Annotated in this window: 18 protein-coding genes and 1 other annotated feature; of the genes, 2 read left to right on the top strand and 16 right to left on the bottom strand. The window is 53.7% G+C overall.

Translation table 11 applies throughout. From position 1 onward, the window contains the following. Nucleotides 1-84 precede the first annotated feature (84 nt). The 6 genes from TJ79_RS00485 to TJ79_RS25570 form a co-directional block, all read right to left on the bottom strand. Entirely contained in the window at nucleotides 85-285 is a 201-nt protein-coding gene (locus TJ79_RS00485; protein WP_040948313.1) for a hypothetical protein, read from the bottom strand. Beyond that, nucleotides 282-1,313, bottom strand: coding sequence for a TIR domain-containing protein (locus TJ79_RS00480; protein WP_040948312.1), 1,032 nt, complete (start codon nucleotides 1,311-1,313; stop codon nucleotides 282-284). Before TJ79_RS00480 ends, TJ79_RS00485 begins: the two co-directional genes overlap by 4 nt. A 241-nt stretch (nucleotides 1,314-1,554) precedes the next feature. Then, entirely contained in the window at nucleotides 1,555-4,170 is a 2,616-nt protein-coding gene (locus tag TJ79_RS00475) for a ComEC/Rec2 family competence protein (RefSeq protein ID WP_052339138.1), read from the bottom strand. Beyond that, on the bottom strand, nucleotides 4,171-4,683 hold the full coding sequence (locus tag TJ79_RS00470) for a deoxycytidylate deaminase (RefSeq protein ID WP_040948311.1): 513 nt from the start codon (nucleotides 4,681-4,683) through the stop codon (nucleotides 4,171-4,173). Nucleotides 4,684-4,686: 3 nt separating this feature from the next. Beyond that, a complete protein-coding gene (locus TJ79_RS00465) occupies nucleotides 4,687-5,979 on the bottom strand; it encodes a homocysteine synthase (protein ID WP_040948310.1) in 1,293 nt (430 codons plus the stop codon). Between the two features lie 125 nt (nucleotides 5,980-6,104). Beyond that, nucleotides 6,105-6,770: a ComEA family DNA-binding protein gene (locus TJ79_RS25570; protein WP_052339137.1), complete on the bottom strand. Its 666-nt coding sequence runs from the start codon at nucleotides 6,768-6,770 to the stop codon at nucleotides 6,105-6,107. 449 nt (nucleotides 6,771-7,219) lie between these two features. On the opposite strand from TJ79_RS25570, the gene comER reads away from it, so the two are divergent. Next, nucleotides 7,220-8,050 carry a late competence protein ComER gene (gene comER / locus TJ79_RS00455; protein ID WP_040948309.1) on the top strand — a complete coding sequence of 277 codons (831 nt, stop codon included), beginning with the start codon at nucleotides 7,220-7,222 and terminating at the stop codon, nucleotides 8,048-8,050. On the opposite strand, the gene TJ79_RS00450 is transcribed toward comER, so the two are convergent. From TJ79_RS00450 to leuS, 3 genes are all read right to left on the bottom strand, one after another. Continuing rightward, the gene (locus TJ79_RS00450) at nucleotides 8,040-8,600 is read right to left on the bottom strand and encodes a TetR-like C-terminal domain-containing protein (RefSeq protein WP_337588914.1); all 561 of its coding nucleotides are present in this window, start codon (nucleotides 8,598-8,600) and stop codon (nucleotides 8,040-8,042) included. The genes comER and TJ79_RS00450 overlap by 11 nt on opposite strands. Before the next feature lie 41 nt (nucleotides 8,601-8,641). After that, nucleotides 8,642-9,358, bottom strand: a complete 717-nt coding sequence (locus TJ79_RS00445) for an MBL fold metallo-hydrolase (RefSeq protein ID WP_040948307.1) — start codon at nucleotides 9,356-9,358, stop codon at nucleotides 8,642-8,644. Nucleotides 9,359-9,523: 165 nt separating this feature from the next. Further along, nucleotides 9,524-11,968 (bottom strand): leucine--tRNA ligase, encoded by a 2,445-nt coding sequence (gene leuS, locus TJ79_RS00440; RefSeq protein WP_040948306.1) that lies wholly within the window; start codon nucleotides 11,966-11,968, stop codon nucleotides 9,524-9,526. 94 nt (nucleotides 11,969-12,062) lie between these two features. Next, nucleotides 12,063-12,313 (bottom strand) — a binding site (T-box leader). A 383-nt stretch (nucleotides 12,314-12,696) separates the two neighbouring features. Here leuS and TJ79_RS26425 point away from each other — a divergent pair. Beyond that, nucleotides 12,697-12,894 carry a large ribosomal subunit protein bL28 gene (locus TJ79_RS26425; protein WP_081756607.1) on the top strand — a complete coding sequence of 66 codons (198 nt, stop codon included), beginning with the start codon at nucleotides 12,697-12,699 and terminating at the stop codon, nucleotides 12,892-12,894. Between the two features lie 58 nt (nucleotides 12,895-12,952). On the opposite strand, the gene TJ79_RS00435 is transcribed toward TJ79_RS26425, so the two are convergent. The 7 genes from TJ79_RS00435 to aroE form a co-directional block, all read right to left on the bottom strand. After that, complete coding sequence (locus tag TJ79_RS00435) at nucleotides 12,953-13,693, bottom strand: class I SAM-dependent DNA methyltransferase (RefSeq protein ID WP_081756609.1); 741 nt, start codon at nucleotides 13,691-13,693, stop codon at nucleotides 12,953-12,955. 253 nt (nucleotides 13,694-13,946) lie between these two features. Further along, nucleotides 13,947-14,873, bottom strand: coding sequence for a CvfB family protein (locus TJ79_RS00430; protein ID WP_040948304.1), 927 nt, complete (start codon nucleotides 14,871-14,873; stop codon nucleotides 13,947-13,949). Beyond that, on the bottom strand, nucleotides 14,870-15,211 hold the full coding sequence (gene rsfS, locus TJ79_RS00425) for a ribosome silencing factor (protein WP_040948303.1): 342 nt from the start codon (nucleotides 15,209-15,211) through the stop codon (nucleotides 14,870-14,872). The genes TJ79_RS00430 and rsfS overlap by 4 nt, the downstream gene beginning before the upstream one ends. 3 nt (nucleotides 15,212-15,214) lie before the next feature. After that, complete coding sequence (gene yqeK / locus TJ79_RS00420) at nucleotides 15,215-15,796, bottom strand: bis(5'-nucleosyl)-tetraphosphatase (symmetrical) YqeK (protein ID WP_040948302.1); 582 nt, start codon at nucleotides 15,794-15,796, stop codon at nucleotides 15,215-15,217. Further along, nucleotides 15,786-16,373, bottom strand: a complete 588-nt coding sequence (locus TJ79_RS00415; protein WP_040948301.1) for a nicotinate-nucleotide adenylyltransferase — start codon at nucleotides 16,371-16,373, stop codon at nucleotides 15,786-15,788. Before TJ79_RS00415 ends, yqeK begins: the two co-directional genes overlap by 11 nt. A gap of 12 nt (nucleotides 16,374-16,385) precedes the next feature. Further along, nucleotides 16,386-16,676, bottom strand: coding sequence for a ribosome assembly RNA-binding protein YhbY (yhbY, locus tag TJ79_RS00410; protein ID WP_040948300.1), 291 nt, complete (start codon nucleotides 16,674-16,676; stop codon nucleotides 16,386-16,388). 59 nt (nucleotides 16,677-16,735) lie between these two features. Continuing rightward, complete coding sequence (aroE, locus tag TJ79_RS00405; RefSeq protein ID WP_081756606.1) at nucleotides 16,736-17,605, bottom strand: shikimate dehydrogenase; 870 nt, start codon at nucleotides 17,603-17,605, stop codon at nucleotides 16,736-16,738. Nucleotides 17,606-17,622 lie beyond the last annotated feature (17 nt).

Below are 17,622 nucleotides of genomic sequence, written 5' to 3'. Positions count from 1 at the left end.
GGGAGCCACCCCTAGCAAGGAGATCCTCATTATCCTGCATGCATAAAAAAACCGCCCGGCTTCCTGCGCCGCAGCGGTTATCCATTAAGCGAAGGACGGTTTTCTGTCCGTTACCTTGCCGCTTATGACTTTCACATATTCATGATCGGCTCCATCCACCGAAGGTCCGAGAAACACGCCCTTGGGAATGGAACGTTTTGTCTCGCTGCTCTTTGCCGCAGTAGGCCGGCTCTGGCTCTTGGCTGCCGCCGAGGAGTGTGCTGCTTTATTCGCCCGTTGCTTCAAAACAAATCTCCTCCTAACAAATGTTTGGCGGTTATAAGGAGTTCCGCGTTAAGTTCGACGATCGCCGCCAATTCATCCTCGTTCAAAGAATGGGTGCCGGAGATGTGCGTCGAAAGTACAAAATCCTTACCTAAAGGATAGCACAGGACGTAAACCTCTACAATCTCCTGCCGCTTGAAAAAAGCCCATTTTCCGGTGGCAAACACATCAATGACATAAATCTTTTGATCTTCTCCGGGTGAGCCAGAATTGTCCGTTGTCCAGTAAACTCTTCCTTTCCCGACGTTTCCTCCCACTTGGCCGATTCGCCCCTGCTCCAGCTGCTTCCATATGGCCGCACCGGTAATGCGGAAGGACGGTGGAGGAAGAAATGAATTGCGGATTGCTTCACTTAGGGCAAGGTATTTTTCACCGGATTCCTTTACTTTAATGTTTCTATTATATTCCCAAAAGAAACGAAGGATACTTTGTTTCCGCTCCAGTTCCAGCCGTTGTTCATCCAGCAGGATGTGAGGGCTTTTATAGCGTTGCTCGGCATGGATCGCTTTGATGAGTTCGCCGCAAGCGACATCCACAGCCGCCGCATATTTTCCGTCCGTACGCAGCCCGTAGCTCAGTAGGGTGATGCCCGTCAGGTCGGACAAAATGTGAAAATCCGTAATGTTTTCCCCGTCGACCAAATCGTCTCGATGAACGATCTCCCTCGGGATCATGCAGAAAACCCGCTTTCGCCCCAGCCTCCCCCAAAACAACCCCATCTCGAACAGGGTATTGTCGCGGGTGACAAAAGCGTACTTGTCGCGAATTAACGCCACATCATCGGTGGCAAAAACGAAGACGCCAAAATCGTTGTTTTCCAGTTCCTGCTCCAGCGCTTCCATCGTGTAGCTGTTTGCGCCGAAGGTGTCCGCATACCATGGATTGACCTGGGCGACCCGCTCCAGATGCCCGCTGATTGCCCGGGCATAATCGATGGCTTCCCGGGAGCAGCCGATGAAGACATTAGGCTTTGGTTGATCGATCGTCAAATCGCAGCTCTCCTTCTAGTTAACGATCCTCGTATCACTCAGCTTCCTCGAATCCCTACAGGTAATAAGATAAGGCGTAACTTGCTTTTGTTCCGAAAAACCAATTGATTTTTATAGAAATCTATTGCAGCCCTACCATTTTAAACCTGCCATTACACAAAAGACCTGCGAATCTTTTTCGCAGGCCAGTTGCGATTTACTGAATACTGTTGAAATGTATAGCTGTTAGTTTCCAAAACTCCTATTTTATCTTTGTCTCCAACACCAGCTTACCCGAAGGCGTTACTCTGGCCCGAATTTCCCCCTGCTTATCGGTACGGAACGTCACCACCCCACTGTCATTCAGTCTATCCAGAACAACAGGCGTCGGATGGCCGTACAAATTGTTCTCCCCTACCGATATCGCCGCGATTTTCGGCTGCCAATAAGCGAGCCACTCCGCTGTCGTCGACGTTTTACTGCCGTGATGAGCCGTTTTCAAAAAGTCTAGGGGCCGACCAACCGCCGCCATTGTGATTCGGCTTTCCTCCAAACGATACATCAACTGGGCCTCCTCCTCCGCCTCCATATCGCCAGTAAATAAAAACGTCCGTTTGTACATCTCCATGAGGGTTACCACGGACTTTCCGTTTTGCTCTTTTGACGGGGTCACCTCCGCGGTCTTTGCCGGCTGTAAAAAATAGAGGGTCGTGCTTTTGTCTACTTGCCAACTATCCCCCTCGCCCACCGGGATAAGCGGAATATCTTTTTCTATAGCGGCTTCGAACAGTTTGATAGCCGCATCGCTCGCTTTCAGCGTCCCGTTGAACAAAATCCGTTTAACGGGTATCTGGTCAACGATCGCCGGCAAGCCGCCGATATGGTCTTCATCCTCGTGGGTGATAAGGAGAGCATCCAATTGGCGAACGCCTCTCTTTTTCAAGAGCGGGACGATCACATCATCCCCTACGTCAAAAGGATCGAGAGCGATCTTCCACTGCTCGCCTGGCTTGCGAAAGGTGAGTGTTCCTCCTCCATCGATGAGAATGTTTTTATTCCCGGGCGTATGAATCCAAATACTATCCCCTTGACCTACGTCCAGCACCGATACCGTCCCCGCATTATGGAGAAGATTCGGCATGAAAGAGAAAGCCAGAAGCACTACAAGAAGAGTTCCGCTAGCAGCCAACACCCAACCGTCCGTCAAAAGCCTGCGTCCTCTCCCGCTGAAATCTGGCAGTCGAATCCCTTGGGCGGCCAGCCGTGCGGCATCCTTGCGGCGGGATAAGCCTGCGAGAAGAACTGCACCTAGCAGGTAACATACCAGCACCTGCCATAGTGGCGGCGCCGGCCAGATCAGCCGGAAAATGGAAACCTGATCCAGCCACTCTACCCCGCGAAAGCCCCAATCATTGAGGAATGCCGTTAGCCAACCGAGGGGCTTAGCGGCAGAGACACTCACCAGGCCGATGATCATGGCGACGGTGCCCAAGGGCGTAATGACAAAGCTGACGAAGGGCACTAAAACCAAATTTGCTGCCAGAGAGAGCAGTGAAAACTGATTAAAATAGAAAATCGTAATCGGAAAAGAAACCGCCTGTGCGACAACGGCGACGCTGATGGCGCTGTTCCATCTTTTATCCGCGATGGGCAGCAGTTTGCTGAAAGCGGGAACGCCAAGAATTAACCCGGCGGTCACCAAAAACGAAAGCTGGAATCCGACATCCAGCAAATAATAGGGATTCCAAACGAGAAGTATCGCCCCTGTTGCCGATAAAAGGTGCAAGCCATCTTTCAGTTGGCCCCGTCGAGCGGCATACAGAGCGAGGGCTGCCATTAACCCCGCTCGAAGTACAGAAGGCGATGCACCGGTCAACAGAACGTAAAAAGGCAGCAGCCCCAGCACAACGGTCTGCGCGCCTTCGCGAGTCATGCCGAACCGGGCGAGGAGCCACAACATGGCTCCAACGAAGACTGCAACATGCATGCCGGAAATCGCCAGCAAATGTGTCAGCCCCAAATTGGAATAATGGCGGTACTGCTCCGGATCGACATCATTCTGGTCGCCGATGAGCAGCCCCTTCATGTACCCCGCCTGATTTGCGGGGAACAAATCCGCAATGACGTTTCCTAATCTTTTCCGAGAAAGATCCATATACGAAAGCAGCCGATCCGTGCCAAAAGCGGGTTTTCTGTTATGCTCAACGGTCGCCATCCCTTTGACACTTAGCTGCCAGTGGATATGCTGCCGATGGAGGTAGCTGCGATAGTCGAAACCTCCGAAATTACGAGCCGGTTCGGGAAGAAGAAGCTTGCCCTGCAAGGCGAGCGGATCTCCCCGCCGTAATCTTGCGGCAGTTTGTTGTTCCGCCTCTTTTTGCAGCTTTACTGTGATCCGAATCCGCTCCCGGACATTTTGGGTGCTTCCGTCCGGCCACACAACCGATTCGCTACGCAGCAAAAAAGACGCCTTGTCCCCTTCTACCTGGACAGGCGAAGCCAGAATCCCCGATACGTGCACCGATTGTCCATCAATTTCGGAAGCAAGACGCCCATCCCAAGTCAAATGAGAAAGGTTCCTTCCATCCACCCATTGATAATAGAAGAAAGCCGCCAAAGCAAGAAGTAAGCAGGTTGCAACGGATTTGACACGATTCTTTGCCGGGAGGAACAGCACAAATAGGAGCGCGGATAAGGTGATAGCAAAATAAGGCAACCGAATGGCTATCGGACCTGTCAGCACCGCTGTTCCAAAACCCGCTACCAGCATCAAGGTGAAGCTAATGACCCAAGACCTCAACCGGAATCCGCCTCCTTCCAAAAAAAGAACCTCAAACCGCTTCTCGGCGGCTAGAGGTTCTTCCTCAAGCATTTTCATTCAGTTCACGACTTCCATGACCGTTTCCGCCGGCGGTTCGTATCGAACTATCGGACGAAAAACGATGCCTCTGGCTTCCATCAGCTCGCTCACCTTATCGCTATCCTTTGGGTAAGAACGGTGATAGACGATTTCCTTGATGCCACTGTTGGCAAGCATATTGGCACAAGTCCAGCAAGGCTGATCGGTCACGTATACCGTCGATCCTTCCCGATCAATACGATCGGTGAAGAGAAGCAAATTCTGCTCGGCATGGATGGTGCGGATACAGCGTTGTTTTTTTACAACCGTTTCCTTACCTTCATGCACGTGGATTTCATATTCCTCTGTCAGCATGCATCCGGCTTCATGACAGTCGGGCACGCCCATGGGGGCGCCGTTATAGGCGGAACCCAGCAGCTTTTTCCCCTGTACGAGTACTGCCCCGACATGTCTACGGGGACATTGGGACCGGGTAGCCGCCATATAAGCGATATCCATGAAATAGGTATCCCAATCCTTGCGAGAAGGCATTCGTTACTCCTGACTAGCCTTGATGGCTTGATCCAGATCATAGAGGATATCGTCAATAGATTCCGTACCGATGGACAGACGAATCATGTTCGGTTGAACCCCGGCGGCAATCTGCTCCTCTTCGTTCAACTGCTGATGCGTCGTGCTGGCCGGATGGATGATCAGCGACTTGGAATCGCCGACGTTGGCCAAATGGGAGAAGAGTTGGACGCTGTTGATGACTTTGCGGCCAGCTTCCAGCCCGCCCTTGATTCCGAAGGTGAGGATAGCCCCTTGGCCTTTGGGCAAATATTTTTGCGCCAGATCGTAGGAAGGGTGGCTGAGCAAGCCAGCATAGCTGACCCACTCTACAGATTCATGCGCTTCCAGGAACTGAGCCACTTTGAGTGCATTGGAGCTATGCCGCTCCATCCGCAGGTGAAGGGTTTCCAGCCCTTGCAGAAGCAGGAACGAGTTGAACGGAGAAATGGACGAGCCCATATCCCGCAGCAATTGTACTCTGGCTTTGATAACATACGCGATCGGGCCTACGGCATCGGTATAGACGACACCGTGATAGCTCGGATCAGGTTGCGTCAGCCCAGGGAACTTGTCGTTTTGTTTCCAGTCGAAGGTACCCCCGTCGACAATAACGCCGCCGATGGACGTGCCGTGTCCGCCGATGAACTTTGTCGCCGAATGAACGACGATATCCGCCCCATGCTTGATCGGTTGCAGCAGGTACGGGCTCGGGAACGTATTGTCGACGATAAGCGGAATGCCGTTTTCATGTGCGATAGCAGCTACGGCTGCGATATCCAGAACGTCGCCGCGCGGGTTGCCGATGGTTTCCGCATACAGCGCCTTCGTTTTATCGGTAATGGCCTTGCGGAAATTTTCCGGATCGGAGGAATCGACGAAGGTCGTTTTAATGCCCAGCTTCGGAAGCGTGGTGGAGAATAAATTGTATGTACCGCCATATAGGCTTGACGAAGAGACGATCTCATCGCCGGCGCCAGCAATATTCAGAATCGAGTACGTAATGGCCGCTTGACCGGATGCTGTGGCTAATGCGGCGGGTGCGCCTTCAAGGGCGGCGACTCTTTTTTCAAAAACATCGGTGGTCGGATTCATCAAACGGGTGTAGATATTGCCGAATTCCTTCAAAGCAAACAGGTCTGCCGCATGTTCCGTATCCCGAAACCCATAGGATGACGTTTGGTACAGGGGAACCGCCCGGGAAAGGGTCGTTGGATCGATGACCTGGCCGGCATGAACGGCTAGTGTTTCAGGAGCCAATTGACGTTCTTCACTCATAGTGATAAATCCTCCTCAAATAAAGGTTTTCACTATTCTCTCATATTCTTTTCAAAATAAAAAGAGGGGAATATAAAAAAAATATATTATTTCGATAAAAAAACTCGGAATTAAAAATCCTTCCTTCAATTCTTAAGCTTGGAAACCACAATCTGGTCCCGAAAGTTTTCATATGTTTTCTCTCCGATTCCCTTCACGTTCATAATCTCCGATGCAGTTTTGAATCCGCCGTGCTGCTCCCGATATGCAATAATCGCCTTCGCCTTGGTTTCGCCAATACGGGGCAGCTCCATCAATTGTTGCAGGCTGGCGGTATTCAAATCGATCTTTCCCGATTGATTGATCTCCTGAACCTGCGCGGATTCGGCCGAGGTCGCCGAAACCGGCGCATCGTTTGCGCTATCCGGCCTGGCGGCTCCATCCGCCGATGCGGATGTTTTGTTGGCAGACGGCCCGGCGGAGGCACTAGCAGCCACTGGAGCTGCTCCCGCTGCCGATGCCGATGCCGGCTGATCCGGCGCCGTACCACTCACCGATGACGCCGATGAAATGGCCGTCGACATATCGGTCTGACCGGCACTGCCCTTTCCACCAGCCGCATTAGTGGTAGCGTCCGCTGCCGGCTTAAGATCGGCCAGCATTTGCGCCATCTCCCGGTTAGCTGTCGGCAGCGCACCGCTTGCGGCATGTCCATCAGTGACGCGGGCGAATCCGTAACCGCCGCATGCGGCAGCGATAATGATAAGTACAGTAATAATCCGATTTCGGTACTGAAGCCAATACATTCCCATACCATTTCCTCCTCAGGACTATTTACGATATTTACACAAAAAAACACCGTCTCCGCCTGGTTCAGGGCAAGAGACGGTGCTTCCGTCAACTCTTATCTTCGACTATACCCCCAATACATGGAAAAAGCAAGAAACGGATGCTTCAGCTTTTTGTCTCGATATGGGAGATATGCCGAGTTCAGATTTGCTGATTAACGGATATACTGAATGAAAATCAAACCTCGATAGCCTCGTAACTATCCAAGTATGTCTCCGGTATCTCCGCCGTCAGTCCGAGCTGCAAAAATCACCGTCGCCTCCGAATCACTCGGGAGACGGTGCTTGTGTAGGCCGCATTTCCTATCCGGAAAATGCAGCAGCGGAAATATTTATGCATCTAGCGCATATAAATAGATAGCTTTACGATAAAAACCGCAGCGCGGGAAAGGCGCTCAGGAGGAAATCCGATCATGATGACAGGCTTTATCGGTACCGGAAGCATGGGGAGCATGCTCATCGATGCATTCATCCGTTCAGGCGTTTTGCAGCCGGAAGAGATCATTGCATTCAACCGAACCCCCGCGAAAGCGGAAGCTTTGGCCGCGCGGCACTTGGGTTTGACCGTGGCCACTTCCATCCAAGAGGCGGCAAAAAAAAGCCGGATTCTTTTCCTCTGCGTCAAACCGTCCCATTTCCCCCAGGTGGTCGCAGACCTTGCCCCCGTCATAAAAGAAGAGCAGATCGTCATTTCCATAACAAGCCCGGTCATGATCAGCCAGTTGGAGGAGAAGCTGCAAGGCAAAGTAGCCAAAATCATCCCCAGCATCACCAACTATATGCTCAGCGGAGCGACGCTTTGCATGTACGGATCAAGAATCGAAGAGCGCGACAGGCAAGTCCTGGAGCGGTTAGTTTCCGCCATCAGCCATCCCGTTGAAGTGACCGAGCAGTATACCCGGGTGAGTTCCGATCTCACCAGCTGCGGGCCGGCATTTATCGCTTTTTTGCTGCAAAAACTGGTGGATGCCGCCGTTGCCGAGACGGGCATCGCAAGAGATGCCGCCGCCTGCATGGCTGGCGAAATGCTTCTTGGCACTGGCATGCTGCTCACGGCCGGAGGAATGTCCGTGGAGGAGCTTCAACGGCAGGTGGCCGTTCCCGGCGGCATCACCGCTGCGGGCCTCCAGCTTCTGGATCGCGAGGTAAGCGACGTATTCTCCAAATTGATCCAAGCAACCCATGCTAAATATTACGAGGATGTTGAAAAAATCGAAGAAGCGTTCAAAGGCCTTACTCCTTGATGGCCAAGTCCTTCATAACGGAAATGCCTGCAAGATAAGCGTCGATCGCAAGCCGCAAGCTGACGTCCAAATCCAGCGGAATGCCAAAGCCCCCGGTCAGCTCCAAAGAGGTAAAACCATGTAGTATGCTGCGGATTCCTCTCACGGCATGAATCTTGGCGTCGCCCTCCAGCCCGTAATGGTTCATGACGGTAACGACGAGGTTCACGACCCGCTCATAGGCTTTAACCATCTCGTCATCCTGCCGGTCCGGCGCATGCTGAGCGGCTTGATACAAGCCTGGCCGCTCCCGGGCGAATTGGACGTAGGCAGCAGCCAGCGCCTTGACACCCTCTTCCCCGGAATTTCCCCGTACCGCTTCCGAAAGCGATGCATACAGCTCATTCACCCCGTAAAAAGCCATCCGTTTGCGCAAATCCTCCAAACCACCCACATGGTTGTACAGGGACGGCGTGCGGATTCCAAGCTTTTTGGCGAGAGAAGCCAAGGTTACCTCGGCCATCCCTTTTTCGTCGGCTAACTCAACCGCCGCTTCTACAACACCTTGCATGTCTAACCCCATCCTTGGTGACACAAAACATGTCCCCCTTTCTATGACTGACTATGCAGATTTGCTTTTGCTTGTTCCACAGCCCGACTCATCGCTTGCAGCGGGTGGTGGAGCATTTTGCCGTGACCTACGGCCAGAAGCTTCGGCTCTAGCTGCAAGAGCTGAACAGCACTTGCCAATGCCACTTCTTTATTCCAAGTAGCCAACGCCGGAAATGGAAATAACGGCCGCATTTGACCAGACACGGCGATACCACCCCGAAGTTGGAAGGCGTCTCCGACAATCAAGGCGCCGCTTCTCGTATCGAGAAAGGCCATGGAACCGGGTGTGTGTCCGGAAGTAGAAACCGCCCGTAAGGAGCCGATGAGGTCCCCGTCATACAGCAGCACATCGGCACGAGTCTTCACCTTTTCCGGAACGCCGCCGCGAATCGGAGTGGCAGGTTCATCCGGATCCAACGACCGATCCCCAGCCAACAGCCGACTATCTCTGGCGGATATATAGACAGGCGCATCCGGCAACGCCTCTTTAATCCCATCTAATGCTCCAATGTGGTCGCTATGCGCATGAGTCAGGACAATGCGGACGATCGGTTTTCCGATCCGCTTCGCTGCGAGCAATATCCCTTTCATACTATAAGGCAAAGCAGCGTCGATCAGAGTCAGCCCATCTTCCTCCTCCACCAAGTAGCAATTGACTGGGAACATTCGCGGCATAAAAGACAATTGGTGAACGTTCGCATATCGGGAAACTTGCATTCGGCTCACTCCCTCCACAAAACTAATATCATTAGTTTTAGTATAACTAATGGCATTAGTTTCCGCAACCCCTTTTTCTTCAAAAAGAAAAGCCGGCTTGCGCCGGCTGAAAGCATCATCTAGATGTCATCTGCTACTTAACTAAAGGAATCGCTCATTTCACATTCAGTTAGCGACGATGTTGACCAGCTTGCCTTTGACCGCGATGATCTTGCGGATGGTTTTACCCTCCGTCAGCTCTTTCACCTTCTCCAGTTCCTGGGCCAGTGCTTCCATAGCGTCCAATTCGAGGTTGGCGGCGATTTTCACCCGGTCGATGATTTTGCCGTTTACTTGGACGACGATTTCTACTTCATCGTCAACCGTGAGAGCTTCATCATATGTTGGCCATGCCTCATAGGTGATGCTTTCGCTATGACCCAGCTTCTCCCACAGTTCTTCGGCGATATGCGGCGCCAGCGGCGAGAGCAATTGCACGAACGCCTCCATGGCGCGTTTCGGAAGAACTTCCGTCTTATAGGCTTCATTGACGAAGATCATCAATTGGCTGATGGCGGTGTTGAAACGCAAGGCTTCAAAATCCTCGGTGATCTTCTTCACGGAACGATGCCAAACCCGCAGGAAGGCATCCGTCGTAGCCGCATCGCCATCGGCGATTTTGCTGTTCAAAGCGCCGTTCTCTCCGACAAACAGCCGCCAAATCCGGGCCAGGAAGCGGTGCGAGCCTTCCACGCCGGTTTCGCTCCAAGGCTTCGTGGCTTCCAGCGGACCCATGAACATTTCATAAATCCGCAAGGTGTCTGCGCCGAATTTGCTCACGATGTCATCCGGGTTAATGACATTACCCCGGGATTTGCTCATTTTCTCGTTGTTTTCCCCAAGGATCATGCCTTGGTTGACCAGCTTGTGGAACGGTTCCTTCGTGGCGACAACGCCCAGATCATACAGCACCTTGTGCCAGAAGCGGGCATAGAGCAAGTGCAGCACCGCGTGCTCTGCGCCGCCGATGTACAGATCCACCGGCAGCCATTTCGCTTGCAGCTCCGGCGAGCAGAGGGCTTGATCGTTTTTCGGATCGATATACCGCAGGTAATACCAGCAGCTTCCCGCCCACTGAGGCATGGTGTTGGTTTCCCGGCGGGCTTTCTTGCCCGTTTCTGGATCGACAGTGTTGACCCAATCCGTCACGTTAGCCAGCGGCGATTCGCCAGTGCCAGACGGCTTGATAGAATCCACATCCGGCAGCATCAGCGGAAGCTGATCCTCCGGCACCGTCTTCATCGTACCATCCTCCAGATGGAGGATCGGAATCGGCTCACCCCAGTAGCGTTGGCGGCTGAACAGCCAGTCGCGCAGCCGGTAAGTCACCTTGCCGCGGCCTTTTCCCTGCTCCTCCAGCCAGGAGATCATAGCGGCGATGGCTTGCTCGTTCTTCATGCCGTCCATGAAGCCCGAATTGACGTGAGCTCCGTCGCCGGCATAGGCTTCCTTCGTCAGGTCGCCGCCCTGTACGACTTCCAGAATCGGCAGATTGAAGGCTTTGGCAAAATCATAGTCCCGCTGGTCGTGGCCGGGAACCGCCATGATGGCGCCTGTACCGTAGCCGGCCAGCACGTAATCGGCGATCCAAATGGGTGTTTTCGCTCCGTTCACCGGATTGATCGCATAGGCGCCGGTGAAAACGCCGGTCTTAACCTTGGCAAGATCGGTTCGCTCCAGATCGCTTTTGCGCGCAGCGTTTTCCCGGTATAAAACTACAGAATCCCGCTGCTCGTCTGTCGTAATCAAGTCGACCAGCTCATGCTCGGGAGCCAGTACACAGTAAGTCGCTCCAAACAGCGTATCCGGACGGGTGGTGAACACGGTGAGCCCGGCATCCGCTTGCCCTTCTATCGCAAAATGCACCTCTGCACCGGTGGATTTTCCGATCCAGTTGCGCTGCATATCCTTGATGCTTTCGGACCAATCCAGCTCCTCCAGATCGTCCAGCAGCCGGTCAGCGTATTCGGTAATTTTCAGCACCCATTGGCGCATCGGCTTGCGGATGACCGGATGCCCGCCACGCTCGCTTTTTCCGTCGATAACCTCTTCGTTAGCCAGCACCGTTCCCAACGCGGGGCACCAGTTGACCGGCACTTCGTCGACGTAGGCGAGACCTTTTTTGTACAGCTGGATAAAAATCCACTGCGTCCACTTGTAATATTCCGGGTCCGTCGTGCTGATCTCCCGGTCCCAATCGTAGGAGAAGCCGAGGGATTTGATTTGGCGGCGGAACGTATCAATGTTTTTCTTCGTAAATTCCCGAGGATCGTTGCCGGTGTCGATGGCATACTGCTCCGCCGGCAGGCCGAAGGCGTCCCAGCCCATTGGGTGCAGCACGTTATAGCCGCGCATCCGCTTAAAACGGGATACGATATCCGTAGCCGTGTAGCCTTCCGGGTGGCCGACGTGAAGACCCGCTCCCGACGGATAGGGGAACATGTCGAGGGCGTAAAACTTCGGTTTGCTCTCATCGTTCTGCACGCTGAAGGTTTTGTGAGCATCCCAGTATTTTTGCCATTTCGGCTCGATAGATTGGGGGTTGTAGCCTTGTTCTTTTTCCGTTGACATGATAAACAGCCTCCTTGATTACTGCGCATTTCATTCTGACAATCGTTACGGCGCCCGGCAAAAATAAAAAACCTCCCGCCCCTGCCGAATAACAGCCAGGGACGAGAGGATTTCGACTCCCGTGGTACCACCCTAGTTAGACGGGCTCAAAGCCGCCACGTCTCACTCAAAACGCCGATATCGCCGGCTCGTACGGAACGGTTCATCCCAAAGGAAATGCATCCTTCAAAAGTTTGCCGTTCAGGCTCTAAGGCGAGTTCATTCCGCGCATCCGCCGGCTTCCACCCTTATACCGGCTCTCTGTGGGGCGCATCCGGAATTACTGCTCCTTTTCTTTGCCCGTGGTTACTATTATTATTAGCACGATTATAGAAAAGAAACCGGTCTTTTGTCAAGATTTGTGACAGCTGACAGCCGTCTCTCTCGATAAATTGGGCCGTTAGGCAGGATTATATCGTTATAAACTATGTATTCTCTTTCGATTGTGCAGGCGAAAGCCTATAGTTAAGGCATACGGTACTGGGATTACTTCCTTTGACCAAAAGCTCATCTGAACGGTATCGATCCTTTAGTCATGAAATCGAGGGATAACGTATGCCTCCAATCCAGTAAAAACAAGCGCATTTGCATGGCGTTACGGATGCGCCGGGAACCCGGCGTACGTTTAAGCGCAAACGGTAGCGGGGTTTCCGGCCGGCGTCCATTACGGATCGAACGGAGGATAACCGATGGCGAAGTGTTCTATTTGCAGCAAAACGGCCGCATTCGGCAAGAAGACATCCTACTCTCACTCTCATGTGACCGGTAGGCACAGGAGAGTGCGGAAAGCGAATATACAACGCATGAAAATCCTTATCGGCGGGGTAGCCAAGCATGCCTATGTATGTACCGGCTGCCTGAAATCCGGCAGGGTTGTGAAAGCCTAAATAACAGCAGCGGCCTCCTTTCGGATGCCGCTGCTGTTTCGTTTCTTTTATGGATGCTTTATGGCTTTACCGCCACGAAAAATGCCCGCTCCGTCTCCTCGTCCGCCGGCCGCCAGGTAAAATCGGCGAATGCCTCGACCCGAGCGAAGCCAACCTCGCGAAGAGCCGTTTCAATCCACTGGATGTCGTACCCCCGCTGACGGTGCATCTCTTCAAAGCGGTAGAAGAGATCGCGGGCACCTTTCTCCCCCTGCTCCCGGACAAAAATCGAGAGGTGATGCTCGATCTCGCACGTCGTCTCCTCAAGCTCACACGTCCAGATGTAGGCAATATCATCCTCATCCAGAACGAAGGGCTGTTCCTCGGCGTAACCTTGATAGCGGTAAGGAGTGTTCATGTCGAAGATGAACCGCCCACCCGGCTTCAAGCCCGCAAAGGTTTGCCGGAAAGCGGTAATCAGGTCCTCATCATCCGTAAGATAATTGAGGCAGTCGCAAAGGGAGATGGCTGCATCCGCCTGCCGGGGCAGCTCCCACTCCCGCATATCCTGTTGCAGCCATTCCACCCGACCGCCGGCAGAGGACGTAAGGCCCGGCAGCATCGTTTCCTCCTTCATCCTTGCTGCAGCCAGCATCTCTTCCGACAGGTCGATACCTGTCATCCGGAAGCCGCTGCTAGCGAGGGGCAAGGTGAGGGTGCCGGTGCCGCAGCCCAGATCCACAATGGTTTCCGGCCGTCCGTACCGGTTCCAGCATTCCTCCAGAAATGCCAGCCACTCCCGGTAAGGCATATCCTCCATCAGCCTGTCATAACAGGCGGCAAATTGTCCGTATGCCAATCCGATCGCTCCTTCCTCTCAAGCATGAAAGAAGCCCTTCTTGGAGGAAGGGCGACTTGAACCATAATCTCCGCTCTCCGACCATCCTTGAAACGATCCACAGAATATGCGGGATGGAGCGGGCATTGCGGGTGACTACGAAGTGCATTTTGTTCATCTTTTTTAGCACAAAACGGTATTAAGTCAAACGAAATGCACTCGATGCAACAACCGATCAAGCTTGTCCATCATCCGCAGGCTCTGACGCCGATCCGGCAGCCGACTCCTGCAGATATGTCCAATTTTCCTTCTGGCTAATAAGACCTTCCTTCATCAGCTTGCCCAACGCCCGCTTGAAGGCCCCTTTGCTCATCCCGAATTTGGCGAGGACGACGTCCGCCGACGTGCTGTCGGAATAGGGCATCGAGAACTGCGGCCGGCTACGGAGAAACGCCAAAATCTTGTCCGCGTCCTCTTCCCGGCCCACATGCTTGGACTGGCGCATGGACAAGTTGACCCGGCCGTCTTCCCGGATATACACGACCCGCGCTTTCGCCGTCTCCCCCACCCGCAGCGGATGCGTCCGCTCGCTGGCGTGGATCATGCCGATGACGCCGAAGCCGAGCACGCCGCCGTCTACTACCGCGAAGCTGCCCATTTGCAGCGCCTTGTACACCCGCACGTCCAGCCACTGGTTCATCCAAGCGCTTGGCGCGTGGAAAGTGAGCGGCGCCAGCTCATCCTCTCCGGCGAGCTTGGCGATGAGCCGGCCTTGCCGATCATGAGCCAAAGTGACGAAAACCTTGTCACCGGGAACTGGCCGCAGGTCTTTGAACTCCGGCTGCTCCTTAAAAGGAAGGAGCAGATGCCTGCCCAGCCCCATATCGAGAAAGGTGCCGAAACGGGGATGGATTTCCACCACTTCCAAAAGTGCCACTTCGCCCATGCGGATAAGCGGCGTTTTTTGCGTAGCGGCCAACCGGTCCTCGGTATCGTAGAAAAGGAAAACCTGAAGCTTCTCCCCTGGTTTTTTCCCTTTCACCTTATCGGTTTCCGCATAAGCGAGAAGCACTTCCTCCGCGCCGTCAGTGACGAAATAGCCGTAGGGAGACACTTCCCGGGCTATGGTCAACTCATACACATAACCTGCTTCAAGGCTCATACCCGTTCAACTTCCTTCGCGTCAGACCACAGACGCTCAATGTTGTAATACTCCCGCTCGTCCCGGTGGAATACGTGGGCTACCACATCCCCCATATCAACCAGCACCCAACGGGCTTTATCCATTCCTTCAACCCCGCGTACCCGGACTCCCAGCTTTTCCGCTTGCTTACGGATTTCCGTAGCGATGGCTTGCACCTGAGTTTCCGAATTGCCGTGGCAGATCACGAAATAATCGGTAATCAGCGATATGCCCTGAAGATCGAGAGCGATCAAATCCAGCGCTTTTTTATCGTCGGCCGCTTTCCACACAGCGGAAAGCAATGCGTTTTTCGTCATTGACTATCCCTCCTTTTTCCGTAGTTCATCAATAAGTGCATTGCGGGAGAGCAGTGTCAAGGGGAAGATTTTCTCGCCCCGAGACAATAGAAAGCGGATCGTCGAATCAAAACCGGCAATCAACGCCTTTTCCATGCTGGTCTCCGCCAGCGTCCTCAAATGCGCCACTTCCGGGTAATCCCGTCCCGGCTCGATGTAATCGGCGAGGCAGACCACTTTTTCCAAAAGCGTCATGCCTTCCCGGCCGGATGTATGATAACGGATGGCGTCCAGTACTTCCTCATCGTCCACCCCGAAATCCCGCTGCACCACATAAGCCCCCACCGGCCCATGCCACAAAGGCTTATCGAAAAGCAGCAAGTCCTTGGAAAGATCACTCTCCAGAATGACCTGACGTTGCTTCTCAACAGGCCAATACTTGCAGTAATCATGAAGAAGACCGGCAAGCTCGGCCTTGGCCGGGTCCGCTCCGTATTTTTGGGCCAGCTGGACGGATGACTTCATAACGCCGACAGTATGCTGCCAGCGTTTTGCCGGAAGCTCCCGCTTTACGGTAGCTTTCAACCGTTCAAAATCAAGTCTCATAGAGTCGGTTCTCCTCGATATATCGCTGTACCGGAACGCTAACGAGATACCGGTATGACCTTCCGTCCCGGACACGGGCGCGGATGTCGGTGGAGGATATCTCAACGAGCGGCATGGGCACAAGCCGGATTTTATCCCGAAGCTCCCAGGGCAGTTGCTCCAACTGGAGTGCATAACCCGGACGCGCAAGGCCGATAAACGTGACAAGCTTGGCAAGATCGCCAATCCGGTGCCAATGGGGCAGATACATCACCATGTCGGCGCCGATAATGTAATAAAACTCCCGATCCGGGAACTCCCGGACCATCTCCTCCATGGTGCTTACCGTAAAGGAGGTGCCTCCCCGGCGGATTTCAAAATCCGACGCCCGAAACCGTGGGTTGCCGGCAACGGCCAGCTCCACCATCTCCAAGCGGCGGGCGGAATCCGTTTGCGGCGCGTTTCGCTTATGCGGCGGCACGTGAGCGGGCATGAACCACACTTCATCCAGCGCCGCTTCCTCGCAAGCCCGTTCCGCTGCGATCAGATGCCCCAGATGGATCGGATCGAAGGTGCCTCCCATGATTCCAATCTTCATGCGGTCCCCGCCTTACGGAAGCTCGATGGTTTTGTGATCCGTCGATTCTTTGTACAGCACGATGGTTTTGCCAATGACCTGAACGAGTTCCGCGCTTGCGCCTTCAGCCAGTTCAGCGGCAATTTCATCCCGGTCGTCCATGCAGTTGTTCAAAATCGACACTTTGATCAACTCACGGGTTTCCAGCGCTTCCTCCACGTGCCGGATCAGATGGTCGTTCATGCCCCCTTTGCCCACTTGAAAAATGGGGGTCAAATGATGGGCCATCGACCTTAAATAACGTTTTTGTTTTCCAGTCAACATGATTTTACCCTCTATTCCTGCGAAATAATATACCGTTGTTCTATGCTGCGGCATTTGGGTTATGCGCCGAGGGCTTGTTCCACAGCTTCCCTCATGGCGGCTACGGGAGCCGTATCGCCGGTCCAATACTCAAATGCGTAAGCCCCTTGATAGATGAACATGCCTAGTCCGCTGTGAATGCGGGCGCCGCGGGCTTCCGCTTCCTTCAGCAACAATGTGATGCGCGGATTATACACGATATCGCTGACTAACATGCCGGGACGAATCCACTCGGCGCGGATCGGCGTTTCATCCACCATTGGATGCATGCCGATGCGTGTCGTGTTGATCACGATATCCGCTCTCTCCATGACAACGGGAACTTCCGTGAGTCCGATGCCCGTAACTGCTCCATAACCGCTAGCGGCTTGGGCTAGCTCCTGCGCTTTCTCCGGAGTCCGGTTGGCGATGACGATTTCCGCCGCCCCTTCCGCCGCCAAGGCGAAGGCAATAGCCCGGGCAGCTCCGCCGGCACCGACCATCAGAATGCACTTGCCCTTGGGATGACAGCCCGTTTCCTCTATGAGAGATCGGACATAACCGATCCCGTCGGTGTTGTACCCAATCAACCTTCCATCCCGGTTGACGACTGTATTTACGGCGCCAATGCGGCGGGCTGCCTCATCGATCTCGTCCAAGTAGTCCATAACCTCCAACTTGTGGGGGATGGTAACATTGACACCGCCGTAGCCTAAAGCGCGAATTCCGGCAATCGCATCTTTCAGTGTGCCCGGTTTGATATGAAAAGCGGCATAAACGGCATTGATACCCTTTTCGGAAAAGGCCCGGTTCAGCATGAGCGGGGACTTGGAATGGCCTACCGGATCACCGAATACACCGAACAAACGGGTCCCCGTATCGATAATTGGCGCGTGAGTGATAACCGACATGCTTCTTCCCCTCTCTA

The organism is Gorillibacterium massiliense, from assembly GCF_000455485.1.
Lineage (GTDB): Bacteria > Bacillota > Bacilli > Paenibacillales > NBRC-103111 > Gorillibacterium > Gorillibacterium massiliense.
This window is presented reverse-complemented; position numbering and strand designations above follow the sequence as displayed.

What these genes read in the sequence shown, in the direction of transcription:
- yhbY (WP_040948300.1), bottom strand. Translation starts at nt 16,676, where the DNA reads ATGTTGACTGGAAAACAAAAACGTTATTTAAGGTCGATGGCCCATCAT.
- TJ79_RS00465 (WP_040948310.1), bottom strand. Translation starts at nt 5,979, where the DNA reads ATGAGTGAAGAACGTCAATTGGCTCCTGAAACACTAGCCGTTCATGCC.
- leuS (WP_040948306.1), bottom strand. Translation starts at nt 11,968, where the DNA reads ATGTCAACGGAAAAAGAACAAGGCTACAACCCCCAATCTATCGAGCCG.
- comER (WP_040948309.1), top strand. Translation starts at nt 7,220, where the DNA reads ATGATGACAGGCTTTATCGGTACCGGAAGCATGGGGAGCATGCTCATC.
- TJ79_RS00430 (WP_040948304.1), bottom strand. Translation starts at nt 14,873, where the DNA reads ATGAGCCTTGAAGCAGGTTATGTGTATGAGTTGACCATAGCCCGGGAA.
- TJ79_RS00415 (WP_040948301.1), bottom strand. Translation starts at nt 16,373, where the DNA reads ATGAAGATTGGAATCATGGGAGGCACCTTCGATCCGATCCATCTGGGG.
- aroE (WP_081756606.1), bottom strand. Translation starts at nt 17,605, where the DNA reads ATGTCGGTTATCACTCACGCGCCAATTATCGATACGGGGACCCGTTTG.
- TJ79_RS00475 (WP_052339138.1), bottom strand. Translation starts at nt 4,170, where the DNA reads ATGAAAATGCTTGAGGAAGAACCTCTAGCCGCCGAGAAGCGGTTTGAG.
- TJ79_RS26425 (WP_081756607.1), top strand. Translation starts at nt 12,697, where the DNA reads ATGGCGAAGTGTTCTATTTGCAGCAAAACGGCCGCATTCGGCAAGAAG.
- TJ79_RS00435 (WP_081756609.1), bottom strand. Translation starts at nt 13,693, where the DNA reads ATGGAGGATATGCCTTACCGGGAGTGGCTGGCATTTCTGGAGGAATGC.
- TJ79_RS00450 (WP_337588914.1), bottom strand. Translation starts at nt 8,600, where the DNA reads ATGCAAGGTGTTGTAGAAGCGGCGGTTGAGTTAGCCGACGAAAAAGGG.
- TJ79_RS25570 (WP_052339137.1), bottom strand. Translation starts at nt 6,770, where the DNA reads ATGGGAATGTATTGGCTTCAGTACCGAAATCGGATTATTACTGTACTT.
- rsfS (WP_040948303.1), bottom strand. Translation starts at nt 15,211, where the DNA reads ATGACGAAAAACGCATTGCTTTCCGCTGTGTGGAAAGCGGCCGACGAT.
- TJ79_RS00445 (WP_040948307.1), bottom strand. Translation starts at nt 9,358, where the DNA reads ATGCAAGTTTCCCGATATGCGAACGTTCACCAATTGTCTTTTATGCCG.
- TJ79_RS00470 (WP_040948311.1), bottom strand. Translation starts at nt 4,683, where the DNA reads ATGCCTTCTCGCAAGGATTGGGATACCTATTTCATGGATATCGCTTAT.
- yqeK (WP_040948302.1), bottom strand. Translation starts at nt 15,796, where the DNA reads ATGAGACTTGATTTTGAACGGTTGAAAGCTACCGTAAAGCGGGAGCTT.